A 12,221-nucleotide genomic window follows, 5' to 3' on the forward strand; every position below is an offset into this window, starting at 1 on the left:
CGCAACCATAGCGGCCGAAGCAGTGTGCGACGAGTCACGGGCAGACTTCGCGGAGCTCACGCGAGCGCATCCAGCGCGCCGAGCGCCGCCTCCAACGCTTCCCGCCACGGCCGGAGCGGAGTGAGGCCGGCCGCCGACCAGGCCTGCCCGTCCAGCACCGAGTACGCGGGACGCGGAGCCGGCCGGACGAACTCGTCACTCGTGCAGGGCAGGACCCGGTGCGGGTCGGCGCCGACACCTGCGAAGACTGCACACGCCAGGTCGTACCACGTGGCCTCACCCGCGTTGGTCGCATGCAAGATCCCCCCCGGCACAGGATCGGAGGCGGCGCGAAAGGCGAGTTCGAGCAGGCCGGCAGCAAGATCGCGCGCATAGGTGGGGCACCCCAGCTGGTCATCGACGACACGCACGGTGTCACGTTCATGTTCGAGACGTCGCATCGTCGCGACGAAGTCGTTTCCCTCGCCGGTGTAGACCCACGCGGTCCGTACGACGTGCGCGGACGGCAGGATCGCACGAACGGCCTGCTCACCGAGCAGCTTGGACCGCCCGTACGCGCTTCGAGGATCGGGGCGCGCATCGACCGCATACGGCTGTGTTGCGTCGCCGGCGAACACGTAGTCGGTGGAGACATGGATCAGAGCCGCGCCGACGTCGGCGCACGCCCGGGCAAGCACGGCCGGACCGTGCCCGTTGACGGCCGTGGCCGCGTCCTCGTCGGTCTCCGCTGCATCGACCGCGGTGTATGCAGCACAGTTGATCACCACGGACCCCGGCGCGACGGCCGCAGCCACCGCCGCCTCGTCGGTGATGTCGAGTTCGGCCGAGCCCACGCCACGAACAGGAGTGCCCGAAGACGTCCCCAGGTCGATCACGTGGCTGCCGAGCTGACCGTGGGCCCCGGTCACGAGAACGTTACGCACGTGGCCGAGTCTGGCACGCCGGTGTCGAACACGCCCGTCGGGGAATTCCACCAGTAACCTTCATCGAGTACCCGGACGCAAGCCGAAGGAGGACCGCACGTGCCGTCAGAGCCGCCCCGCCGCAGGACCAGGGCGCGCCCCAGCACGGATGAGCGGCGCAGGACGCGTCCGACGCGCTCGTCGTCCAGGCCTGTTCGAGAGCCGAGCGCCTCGCGGCGCGCCGCCGGTGACCGCGCCATGCCCCAGGCCACCCAAGGTGTCTCGCGGGTGTTCACAGGGCGACCACGCCAGTTCGCCGCCGCGGTCGCCGCCGCACTCGTCTTGATCGCCACCGGCGTCGGATGGCGCACCTACGATTCGTTCGCATCGTCGCTCGCCTCGGTCGAAGGCCTGAACCTCGGAAACGGCAAGGACGGCGCCCTCGACATTCTCTTGGTGGGCACCGACAGCCGCACCGACGCGCACGGCAACCCTCTGTCGCAACGCGAACTCGATGCGCTGCGTGCCGGCGAGGAGGTCGCCAACAACACCGACACCATCATCTTGATCCGGGTACCGAACGACGGAAGCTCCGCGACGGCCATCTCCATCCCCCGTGACACGTATGTCGAGGTGCCGGACATCGGGATGTCCAAGATCAACGCCGCATATGGCGCCACGAAGGAACTCGCGCGGCTCGAGGCCGTCGAATCCGGCGAGGACGAAGCGGCGGTCGAGAAATCCTCCACGAAAGCGGGCCGGGATGCGCTGATCGAGTCGGTCGCGGACCTGACCGGCGTGACGGTCGATCATTACGCCGAGGTCGGTCTGCTCGGGTTCGTCCTGCTCACCGATGCGGTCGGCGGCGTCGATGTGTGCCTCAATGCCGCGGTCGACGAACCGTTGTCGGGTGCTCACTTCGCAGCAGGCGAGCAGACCCTTCAGGGGTCCGACGCGCTGAGCTTCGTCCGCCAGCGTCACGACCTGCCGCGCGGCGATCTGGATCGGATCGTGCGTCAGCAGGTGTTCATGGCGTCGCTCGTGCAGAAGGTCCTCAGCGCGAAGACGTTGAGCAATCCGTCGAAGGTCGGACAACTGACCGCAGCGGTGCAACGCTCGGTAGTGCTCGATTCGGATTGGGACATCGTGCAACTCGCTACCCAGATGCAGGATCTCGCGGGTGGTGCGGTGCAGTTCTCGACGATTCCGGTGCAGGACATCAATGCGATGACCGACTACGGCGAGTCTGTCGTCCAGGTCGATCCCGATGAGGTGCGCGAGCATGTCGCGGCCCTGGTGGGTGGGGACTACGAGGGGTCGGAGACGACCACCAGCGATTCACCGGCGCCCGACATCGATCCGTCGTCCGTGACCGTGAACGTCTCCAACGCAGGCAGCGTGTCCGGATTGGCGTCCGAGGTGTCGCTGGCGATGAGTTCCGAAGGCTACGGCGAAGGTGTTGTCGGCAACTACGCGGGCTCGGCGATGACCTCGACCACTCTGTATGCAGCCGACCCCGACTCCGACGAGGCGCTGGCCGTCGCGGCGGCACTCGGGGATGTCGACATCGACTCCGACCCGAGCCTCCCGGCAGGCACCGTCGAGCTCGTGCTCGCCGACGACTACACCGGCCCTGGCTCGTCGTCCTACTCCGGGTCGAGCTCGGCATACACGTCGGACACGACAGCGCAGTCCGACGTGATGCCTGCGGGTGAGTCGGCGACGCCTGCTCCGGCCGCACCGCCCATCGACGCCGGATCCGACGGGCCGCGCTGCGTCAACTGATCGATCCCGACCCAACTCCCGAGAACGAGGATTTTCCGTGACCACCCTGACCTCAGCCCTGCTCGACCCGATCCTCGCGGCCGATCCTGCCGGTCCGCGAATCACCTGGTACGACGACGCGACCGGCGCTCGGATCGAATTGTCAGCACTTACGCTCGCGAACTGGGCAGCCAAGACCGCCAACATGATCCGCGACGAGTTCGGAGTGCTGCCCGGTGGCCGGGTTTCAGTGCTGCTGCCCGCGCATTGGCAGAGCGCGGCGGTTCTGCTCGGTGCGTGGTGGGCAGGCACCGAGGTGGTCCTCGCCGCCGATCCCGACTCGGATCTCGCGCTCGTCACCCCGGACCGCCTCGGCGAGGTCGACGACGTCGCCGAGGTGGCCGCGTTGTCCCTCGACGCTTTCGGGCGTCCTGTCCCCGATCTGCCGCCGGGTGTCACCGACTACGCCACGAATGTGCGGCTGCACGGCGACCAATTCCGCCCGTCCGGCGCCGGCGGCGCCGCGCTCGACGGTCGCACGGTCGCCGATCTCCTTGCGGCAGCAAAGGAGTCTGCGGCGCGATCCGGGATCACCGGCACCGACCGTGTGTTGTCGAGCCGCGACTGGACCACCGTCGACGAACTCGTCGACGGGTTGCTCGCTGTGCTCTCCGTCGGAGCTTCCCTCGTCCAGGTGAGCAATCCCGACCCGGCCGCGATCGATCGTCGCGTCGAGAGCGAGAAGATCACCGCACGATTGGACGCATGACGCACGCCTCCGTGCTGCGCCACCGAAGTGAGGTCGGTCCCGTGCTGTAGGCTCCTCGCCGGAGACGACACGTAGGGGGATTCGTGCCGGGGGGCTCACCATCAGAAGAACTGTTCATCGACGTCGTGGCCGTGGCCATGCTCGCGTCGGCGCTCGACACGGCTGCGGACGACATGTCGGCGGCGGTCGATGCGCTCGGATCGATCAACGGCCAGGATCTCGGCGGTGCCGAATTAGATCGTGCCGCAGCTAATTTCCGTGACCGCTGGAAGGACGGCATCCGCAAGGTCGCGTCGGCCACAGACGGTCTCTCGATAGCGCTGACAGAGACATGCAACTCCTACAGCGCCCAAGCCGAAGCAACCGCTGCAGCATTGAGCACGATCGGTTCGGCACTGCCCGACGGTGGCGACTCCACCGGGGATGCTGCACCTCCACCCGCCCAGTTCCTCGGCGTACTGCGGGGAGACTTCTGATGTCCGCACCCAGCACGTCGGGCGATTCGAATACCGCGCTGTTCCCGAACCTCGGCTTCGATCCTGCCCCGGGCAACCCCGCCACGGTCGGTTCGGTCGCCACGCAACTACACACCACCACACGCACACTCGACGAGGCGCACCGAGCACTGGTCCGGATGGGGTACAGCGACGGCATCTGGCGATCGACCGCCGCTACAGCATTCCGCACTCGGAGCGCCGAACTTCCACCGGTACTCGACACCGCCGGTTCCTCACTCCAGCAGGCCGGTCGGGCGCTCGAGGCATGGAGCGACGATCTGGCCTCCCTCCAGAAAAGGGCAGTTGGCCTCGAAGAGCTTGCTCGGTCTGCGCGCAGCAATGTCGCTGCGGCAGAATCCAATCCTGCCCTCCAGGAACGCCATCGCACGTACTCCGATCCCGACCAGTTGGCAGCTGCACAGGCCCGGCTCGACAGCGCCGTCGCGGAGCTGGACCGTGCCCGCACCACACTCGACGACATCATTTCGCGCGCCGAGTCGCTCCGGATCCAGCATCGCGAACTCGTGGACGAGACCGCACGTGCGCTCCGTAAGGCCGCCGAACAAGCGCCCGACGAAGGATTCTTCGAACGGCTCGGCCGCCGCCTCGACAACTTCCTCGACGACGTCGGCGATCTGTTCGAGGACATCTGGGATTACGTGCAGGACAACGCGGATCTCATCAACGAGTTGTCGAACACCTCTCCACATTGAGTACGGTCATCGGCACCGCGGCCATTGTCACAGCCTGGCTCCCCGCAGTAAGCGGACCGTTGGCCGCCGTCTCAACAGGGCTGGGTGTTACGGCGCTCGCCGGTCATGCTCTTGCGAAAGCAGCAGGTGCAGAGGTTCACCCGATGACATTCGCTCTCGACATCGTCGGCGTTGCAGGCGGGTTGACACGTCTGTCCGACTTCGCGGCCCCGATTGCTGCGTCAGTTGTTCCCACCGCCGCACAGGCAACCGGCGCCGATGTCACCAACATCGTTGATGATGTCCAAACCTATCTGATTGCTGACACACCGTCACAAGCCATCACACAACAGGTCCTCGGCCCAGTGCTCGGCCCGCTCGCGAACACTGTGATCAGGGAAACCCCATGAATGTACGGTTCGATGCCCCGCCCGGGCTCGCCCTCGTCCCCCTCCACGAGGAGATCTCTCTGAGAAGAGCCGCCGCCGAAGAACTCGTCGCGTCGGCCACCGCACCAGACAGGCACGCCGGTGTGTCGAGTGTTCTCGCGGCAGGCGAACTTCTGTCACGCTGCGATCTGGTGCTGGCCGGCACTCTCGCCCTGCCTGATACCGAGACAAGTGAGTTTGCCGCAGTGACGCTTGCTGTTCGAGCTCTTCCTGTCAGGCACGGACTCTTCGATCGGCCCGAAGCACGGGACGAGCTCGCCCGAGCAGTCGAGAAGACGATGGCTCAGGCCAACCCCGCCGCGGCCGTTCAGTACCGCCTACTCGGATGCGGACCGGTCGTCCTGGTACTGAGGGCGTCCCTGTTCGACCTGCCGGGGGATGTCACCGTCACCGGCGAAGCGGTGGCCATCACGTCCGATTCGCTCCAGGCAATTGTTCCACCGCCCGGAGTCAGCGAGGTGGCTGTGCTCGATATCAGTAGTTCATCGCGCGTACTGTGGCCGCGGTTCGTGGAGGTTGCACTGACGATGATCGACAGCATCCGCATCGACCCCTCCGACGACGCCGATTCCGCCGGAACTACCAGGTGAGCCGTCGGCCACGCTCTGGACGGGAATTGACCGCCTTCGTTCCGACTCGTCCAGAAAGGTGAGCGATGAACCAGCTCACGATCTTCACCGAACTTGCGGCGGCGAGTGGAACCGGGGAGGTACCCGAGTGGTGGCATGCACCGCTCCTCGTCACCTTGGCAATTGCCGGGCTGGCCGTTGTGCCGATCAGGTGGGCCAACTATCGGTGGAAGGTTCATCGTGGACGGCGCCACGCCCCCTCAACCGATATACAGGAAGCACAGATTCGGGCGATCCTCGACGGCCGGCCGCTCGTCACTCTCGATCCGCGCGATTTCACCCTCACCGTAGCCCGAATCAATCGCATTGCAAACGAGTTCGGGTATCACTACGTCAATGAATGCGGAAACAGATTCGGGAGCACACGAGTGGATTTCCAACGCCTTCCCGAACCCCCACCACCCCGCATACCGCACATATCACGGCGTCGGACGCAGGGACGTGCCTTCGGATCTGCCGGGACGAACGCCTCCGTATATCTGCCACCAGAGAATGCTGAGAACCTCGGCACGCATTGGGATCCCGAGACGATCGATAGCATCCGCATGTTCGCGTCCGCGCGTTTCACAGGGGCCGACGTGGTGCGGGTGAGGAAGAAGGAGATCGAACCTCACCTCGGCCTCGCCACGATGATCGCCCGCGAATACGGGTACGTCTTCGGATGGTCACATATCCCTCAGAACCGGACGGCGTGGGATTCCCGGCCGGAGGTGTACCACTTCCGCCGCTTACTGGCAACGAGACGTATTGCAGTGAGACGAGTTGCCGTTGAGATCTGCTCCTGATCCGCGGTGGTTCGGACGGGTGTCAGGGCGAACCGATGGTCAGGTCGATTGTGCATCGTCGATAGCTGCGATGTATTCGGCGTAGCCGGCCGACGAGGCAGCAGCGTGCCGTTCGATCGTGGCCGGGTGATAGCCCAGGGTCTCGGCGATGATCGCCACGGGTGCGAGTCTGCTGAGTTGCTCGAGGGTACCGAGCCGGGCAGCACGCGCACTGAAGGTTCTTCTGAGTCGGTCTCGTGCAGTCGCGGAATCGAGGTGCCGACCGGGAGTGTAACCGCGAAATACCCAGTTGCTGTGGGGATGTGCGGCCGTCTGGTCGTGACGGGGATTGACGGTGAGATCACGCCACGGTTGGTCGAGCGGTGTGGGCAACGCAATCTCGAGGTCGGCGAGTCGAATGGTGACCTGCTCCTCGGTGATGGTGACATCGTCCCAGCGGAGCTGGACGATGTTCTCGATCTGTTGGGCGAAGACGAGGACCAGGATGGCCAGAGCACGATCGCGGGACGACAGTTCGTCGGTGTGGACCGCCACCTGTAGTGCATGATCCTGTTCGGCGGCGCTGAGACGTCGGCTGGTGCCGCGGCGATGCTTGGGCACGGTCAACTCCGGTGTGGCCAGTCGGCTCGCGATGGCCCAACCGAGAAAACGGTCGACGATCAGCCGGGTCGTGGAGCCGGTAGCGATCCAGTGATCGAGATGGCCTTGCCGCAGGTCGCCAAGTCCGAGGCCTTCGTTACTGAGCCAGTTGACGAAGTCGATCGCGACGGTCACGGTCTGCTTACTGCGCAAGAAGGCACCGTGTGAGACCGTCTCGCTCTGGTTCATGCGGCGCAGCACATGCCACCGGACATAACGGTCGATGATCTCGCGCATCGCCGGCTGGTGGACGCGGTTGAGAGCTTCGGTCGTCCACTGTCGGTATCGGATCCGGATCTCGTCACGCGGGGGCAGGACACCGTACTCGACGAGCAGTGCCCGAACGTAGTCACGTGTGCGTGAGGCAGGCAGCGCATCGAGGCTGCCGTGGGTGATCGTCGGTGCGGTCGACAGACCCTCGAGGAACGCGGTGACGTGGCGTTGCCGGATCCAGGTGATCCCACTGTTGGGTCGCGCCATGGCCTTCAACGCCACTGCGACCGGTGCCAGCTCCGCGACGATCGTTCCGGATTGCGGGTCGGTGAGCAGGTCATCGACCAGGCTGGCGAGTTCGCAGCGTTGGCAGCGGCCGCCGCGGTAGAGTTCGTCCTCGACGCCACAAACCCGGCAATCGAGGTTCAGAGCGATCCCGGAGCACCGGCGACACACCGGATGGCCGTCGAGAACCCCGGGGAGCACCCCGGTGTGGCCGCAGCCGCAGGTGCCGCGGGTGCGTTTGGCCTGCTGGTAGCAGTAGTTGCAGATCGGGCCGTCGGGCCAGTTCGCGGCGATCGGGTAATGCCCGCGACACCGGGTGCACGGGATCGGCCACGCGTCGGGGTCGCTGGGTTTGCGTGGTCTAACCATCGTCGTCCGGGGCGATCACGCGGATGCGCCGGGCGATCCGCGGCTCCGTTGTGACACCGAAGTTTTCGGGCCTCCGGGGTGCGTCGGCGGTCTTCGCGGCCCGCATTTCGACGAACGGTTCGAACAGATCGTTCGGTGTGCAGTCGAGAATGTCGCACAAGGCGGCGAAGGTGCGGGCCGGGATCCGTTCCGGGGTCGCGGTCACCAACCGGTGGACCTGTGCGTTGGATAGGTTGATACCCCGCGATTTGAGCAGGGGGATCAGCTCGGTGGTCTTCCACAAATTGCGTTGGGCCATGAGCTGACGCAGATTCCACCTGTAGCCGATTCGGCGCTGCTCACTCATGAGCCGGTCCCATCCTCTGTTCCGATGCCACGGAGTCGAGTGGCGATAATCCGCTGCACGGTCTTCTGCTTGAAGTCCGTGGACACCGAGGTATACAGCGCGGTGGTCGACGAATACCCGTGGCCGACCTGCTGCTGGACGAACAACGGGTCATAGCCGGCCTCGATCAGATGCGTGACGTAGGAATGGCGCAGCGCGTGCAAGGTGAGCTCGCCGGGCAGGCCGGCACGGTCGCGGGCGTGGCGGAACGCCCGATCGAAGTTGCGCACCCCCGACCCGTCGGCGCGTTCGGACGGCCACAGCAGCCTGGAGCGATCCGCGGTGGGGAACCGCTCCCGGCCCTGCGGCGACAACCAGAATTCGAGCAACGGCACCACCCACTCGAACTCGGGCACCGTCAGCACGGTGCGCCGACGCGGGCCGGAACCACTCGTACCCTTGGCCCACCGCACCTGCACGGCGCCGAACCTGCGGTAGTGCGCTACATGCGGGTTGGGACCGAAATCGACGTACTCGAGCATCGCCAACTCACGTCGTCGGAGCCCGTAGGCGTAGGCCACCTTGAACGCAATCGAGTCCCGCAGTGCTGGCAGCCACCGTTTCGATCGCTTGGCGAACTCATCGTCGACGAAGTCGTCCACCACATCGAAAAACCGCTGCAGCTCCGTTCGGGTGAGGCTGCGACGGCCGGGTGTGACCGCGTCGTCGGTCGCGTGACGGGGCGCATTCCATTCGAAGACAACCTGCGCCGGAATCTGACCGAATACCTTCTCGCAGAACGGTATCCATCCGTATCGAGGTTCGGTCACATAGCAACAGAACGTCCGGATCGACCCGGCGTTCGACCGCAATGTCGACAGCGCCAGTCGACGTTGTCCACTGCGCCGGTCGGCCATGAACTCGTCGAAGTGGTGGGGGGACCACGTCCAGGGATATTCGTTCGTATGCTGCTGGAAACGCCCGACCAGCCGACATGACGCCTCGATGTGCGCCACTGTCAACCCGCGGGCCAGCTGTTGCGCTCGCCAGCCGTCCAGCATCGCCTCGAAGGCACGATCCTCGGCGCGCAGCAAGCCGACGGTCTGATCACTCAAGAAGGCGGGAATTCTCCCCGGGACCACGTCCACACCCTGGGACCCTACGCGAGAATCTCTCATCAAATGAGAGAAACGGCCTCGGACCTGCACACCAACCACCCGGCCGCCATCCCGACACGTCAAGCACGCCTCAGCGGAACCCCGTCATCACTTGCAGGAACGGTTGTCATGGCATGGTGGGATGAGTAGTTGCATCTGTTTGAACTCGTCCTGGTTTGCACCCGATACTGTGACTTATGAAATGTTCTGTACGTGGATAATTCATACGCTCGGGCAGTAGCCCCCGTCACCGAGCCCCGCTTCGATCTCGAACCTGTTGCGCGAACCGGGATTGTGTAATTCCTCCCACAGATAGCGCACCGCGAAACCGAGGCCGTGTCGTGCCCACTGATCGGCGTGGACGGCCTCGTGTCGAAGCAGCCGACGCGACGGCGGCTTGCGGGTGAGGAACACTCCACCGACGGTGGTGCCACCCCGCGCGAACCCTCCGCGCATGCCGGTGCTCACATAGAGACCGAACTCGTCGTCGAATGTGATCACACCACCTCGGAGTCGTGCCCAACGCAGGGCGAGCGCGGTCGCGATGCGCGCAGACGGCACACCCCGCGACGCCCGTGCCGTCCGGTACGAACGACGATCTTCTCTCGGCACACGTCGAGCGTAGCGACGTACGGTGGGCGATCCCCGAAGAGGGATCGCCCACCTGTGACCGAGTGTCAGACCCGGGCCGGGACCGGCTCGTCCACGTGGTCGAGCTTCTTCCGCTTCGCGACCGGGATGGTCAGCGTGATTGCGGCCGCGACCAGTGCGACTCCACACCCGATGAGCAATCCGGTACGGAAGCCTGCTTCGGTCGGAAGCGAGTAGTCGCCGACCTGAACACTCATCTGGGCCAACACGACACCGACCACCGCGGCCGAGATCGACGTGCCCATTGCGCGCATCAGGGAGTTGACGCTGTTGGCCGACGCGGTCTCGGACTGCGGCACAGCCCCCATGATCAGGGCGGGCATCGCGCCGTAGGCGAATCCGACACCGGTGCTGCAGATCGCGGCGACGATCATCAGGCCCCACGTGGAACCCATGAGTAATTGCGACGAACCATACGCGATGGCGATGATCACACAGCCTACGAAGAGGGAGACCTTCGGACCACGCACCGACGACAGCCGGCCGGCGATCGGCGACACCGCCATCATCATGATGCCGCCCGGAGCCATCCACAGGCCCATCGCCAGCATCGATTGCCCGAGACCGTATCCGGTTTCAGTGGGCAACTGGAGCAACTGCGGGATGATCAACGATTGCGCGTACATACCGAACCCGACGACGACCGATGCCGCATTGGTCAGCAGCACGAGCGGGCGAGCCGCAATCCTCAGGTCGACGAGAGGTTCGGAGAGCCGGAGTTCCCACCATCCCCAGACCAGCAGGACGACGACAGCGACGGCGAACAGGCCGAGAGTCGTCGAGCTGCTCCAACCCCAGTCGGCACCCTTCGACACGGCGAGCAGCAATGCCGTCAGCGCGATGCCCAGACCGATCGCGCCCACCACGTCGAAACGTCCGACGTTCGGCTTTCCGGGAACGGCGGGCACCACCTTCCAGAGCAGGACCAGGACGAGAGCACTCAGAGCGGCGGTCGCCCAGAACAGCACACGCCAGTTCGTGTTCTCTGCGACGGCCGCAGCGATGGGGAGACCGAGGGCACCACCGATGCCCATCGACGCGCTCATGAGAGCGATCGACGAGTGGAGACGCTCGGGGGGAAGCACATCCCGCAGCAAACTGATTCCCAGCGGAATCAAGCCGACACCGAGCCCCTGCATGCCGCGCCCGATGAGCATCGGCACCAGCGACGACGACATCGCACACACGATCGCACCGAGGACGAGTGGAATGGTGCAGAGCAGCAGCATGCGACGTTTGCCGTACATGTCGCCGAGCCGCCCGATGACCGGGGTCGCCACTGCGCCCGTCAGAAGGGTGACCGTGATGACCCAGGATGCGTTGGACGCGGTCGTGTTCAACATCACGGGCAGCTGCCCGATCAGGGGAACCACCAGCGTCTGTGTGAGGGCACCGACGATTCCGGTGAACGCGAGCACCCCCACCAACAGTGAGGGACGCACTTGCGGCGCCGCAACAGAACCTTGCATTGACGAACTCCGTCTTCGAGTAAAGAAAAACCCAAACCAGTGGGTAATATGTATCGAGCACATGGTATGCATGATGCATATCGACGGGTCAACACCGAGTTCGCCCATACTGGGAAAACACGACCTAGGAGTGATGAGACACACAGATGGACAAGCCGACGCACCTGATCGAGTTCGAAATGATGCTCATCGGGCGGCATCTCAACTTCTTCGGCCCCCGCAGGCGAGATGCCGGACGCCTCGACCGCAGTGCCTACACCATGCTCAGTCGGCTTTCGGCCCAAGGACCGATGAGCATCGGTCAACTGAGCGACGCCTTCGGACTCGATTCCTCTACGGTCAATCGCCAGACCTCTGCATTACTCAAGGCCGGTTTGGCCGAGCGCATCCCCGACCCCGAGGGAGGCATCGCACGCAAGTTCCAGATCACCGAAGACGGTGCCCGGCGCCTCGACCACGAACGCGCCCGAGCGATCGAGTCGCTCGAGCGCGTTCTGGCCGACTGGGATACCGAAGACGTGGCCCAATTTGCGCGGTACCTCGAACGGTTCAACTCCGACATCGAGCGAATGTCGGGCTCACCATGGACGCGGCACACGAATATCGGGCAGCCTGAGACCCCGTGA

The 12,221-nt window shown here is 65.0% G+C and carries 14 protein-coding genes; 8 read left to right on the forward strand and 6 right to left on the reverse strand.

Annotated elements, in window-relative coordinates:
• Nucleotides 1–56 precede the first annotated feature (56 nt).
• Nucleotides 57–923, reverse strand: coding sequence for a dTDP-4-dehydrorhamnose reductase (gene rfbD, locus ACSYG9_RS00475; protein ID WP_440125353.1), 867 nt, complete (start codon nt 921–923; stop codon nt 57–59).
• Nucleotides 924–1,160: 237 nt separating this feature from the next.
• On the opposite strand from rfbD, the gene ACSYG9_RS00480 reads away from it, so the two are divergent.
• From ACSYG9_RS00480 to ACSYG9_RS00510, 7 genes are all read left to right on the forward strand, one after another.
• Nucleotides 1,161–2,687 carry an LCP family glycopolymer transferase gene (locus ACSYG9_RS00480; RefSeq protein ID WP_440125354.1) on the forward strand — a complete coding sequence of 509 codons (1,527 nt, stop codon included), beginning with the start codon at nt 1,161–1,163 and terminating at the stop codon, nt 2,685–2,687.
• Between the two features lie 37 nt (nt 2,688–2,724).
• Complete coding sequence (locus ACSYG9_RS00485) at nt 2,725–3,435, forward strand: TIGR03089 family protein (protein WP_440125355.1); 711 nt, start codon at nt 2,725–2,727, stop codon at nt 3,433–3,435.
• Nucleotides 3,436–3,518: 83 nt separating this feature from the next.
• Nucleotides 3,519–3,911: a hypothetical protein gene (locus ACSYG9_RS00490; RefSeq protein ID WP_440125356.1), complete on the forward strand. Its 393-nt coding sequence runs from the start codon at nt 3,519–3,521 to the stop codon at nt 3,909–3,911.
• Nucleotides 3,911–4,645 carry a putative T7SS-secreted protein gene (locus ACSYG9_RS00495; RefSeq protein WP_440125357.1) on the forward strand — a complete coding sequence of 245 codons (735 nt, stop codon included), beginning with the start codon at nt 3,911–3,913 and terminating at the stop codon, nt 4,643–4,645. The genes ACSYG9_RS00490 and ACSYG9_RS00495 overlap by 1 nt, the downstream gene beginning before the upstream one ends.
• On the forward strand, nt 4,642–5,034 hold the full coding sequence (locus ACSYG9_RS00500) for a hypothetical protein (protein WP_454840693.1): 393 nt from the start codon (nt 4,642–4,644) through the stop codon (nt 5,032–5,034). The genes ACSYG9_RS00495 and ACSYG9_RS00500 overlap by 4 nt, the downstream gene beginning before the upstream one ends.
• Entirely contained in the window at nt 5,031–5,663 is a 633-nt protein-coding gene (locus ACSYG9_RS00505; RefSeq protein WP_440125359.1) for a hypothetical protein, read from the forward strand. Before ACSYG9_RS00500 ends, ACSYG9_RS00505 begins: the two co-directional genes overlap by 4 nt.
• Before the next feature lie 65 nt (nt 5,664–5,728).
• Nucleotides 5,729–6,487: a hypothetical protein gene (locus ACSYG9_RS00510; RefSeq protein WP_454840695.1), complete on the forward strand. Its 759-nt coding sequence runs from the start codon at nt 5,729–5,731 to the stop codon at nt 6,485–6,487.
• A gap of 39 nt (nt 6,488–6,526) precedes the next feature.
• Here ACSYG9_RS00510 and ACSYG9_RS00515 read toward each other — a convergent pair whose 3' ends face one another.
• The 5 genes from ACSYG9_RS00515 to ACSYG9_RS00535 all read right to left on the reverse strand — a co-directional run bounded on the left by ACSYG9_RS00515 (nt 6,527) and on the right by ACSYG9_RS00535 (nt 11,595).
• A complete protein-coding gene (locus ACSYG9_RS00515) occupies nt 6,527–7,993 on the reverse strand; it encodes a Fis family transcriptional regulator (protein WP_454839453.1) in 1,467 nt (488 codons plus the stop codon).
• On the reverse strand, nt 7,986–8,339 hold the full coding sequence (locus ACSYG9_RS00520; RefSeq protein WP_054806697.1) for a helix-turn-helix domain-containing protein: 354 nt from the start codon (nt 8,337–8,339) through the stop codon (nt 7,986–7,988). Before ACSYG9_RS00520 ends, ACSYG9_RS00515 begins: the two co-directional genes overlap by 8 nt.
• Entirely contained in the window at nt 8,336–9,496 is a 1,161-nt protein-coding gene (locus ACSYG9_RS00525; RefSeq protein WP_440126680.1) for a tyrosine-type recombinase/integrase, read from the reverse strand. Before ACSYG9_RS00525 ends, ACSYG9_RS00520 begins: the two co-directional genes overlap by 4 nt.
• Before the next feature lie 201 nt (nt 9,497–9,697).
• The gene (locus ACSYG9_RS00530) at nt 9,698–10,087 is read right to left on the reverse strand and encodes a hypothetical protein (RefSeq protein ID WP_440125361.1); all 390 of its coding nucleotides are present in this window, start codon (nt 10,085–10,087) and stop codon (nt 9,698–9,700) included.
• 65 nt (nt 10,088–10,152) lie between these two features.
• Nucleotides 10,153–11,595: an MFS transporter gene (locus ACSYG9_RS00535; protein ID WP_440125362.1), complete on the reverse strand. Its 1,443-nt coding sequence runs from the start codon at nt 11,593–11,595 to the stop codon at nt 10,153–10,155.
• 146 nt (nt 11,596–11,741) lie between these two features.
• Here ACSYG9_RS00535 and ACSYG9_RS00540 point away from each other — a divergent pair, with 146 nt between their 5' ends.
• A complete protein-coding gene (locus ACSYG9_RS00540) occupies nt 11,742–12,221 on the forward strand; it encodes a MarR family transcriptional regulator (protein WP_440125363.1) in 480 nt (159 codons plus the stop codon).

The organism is Rhodococcus sp. SJ-2 (assembly GCF_053750035.1).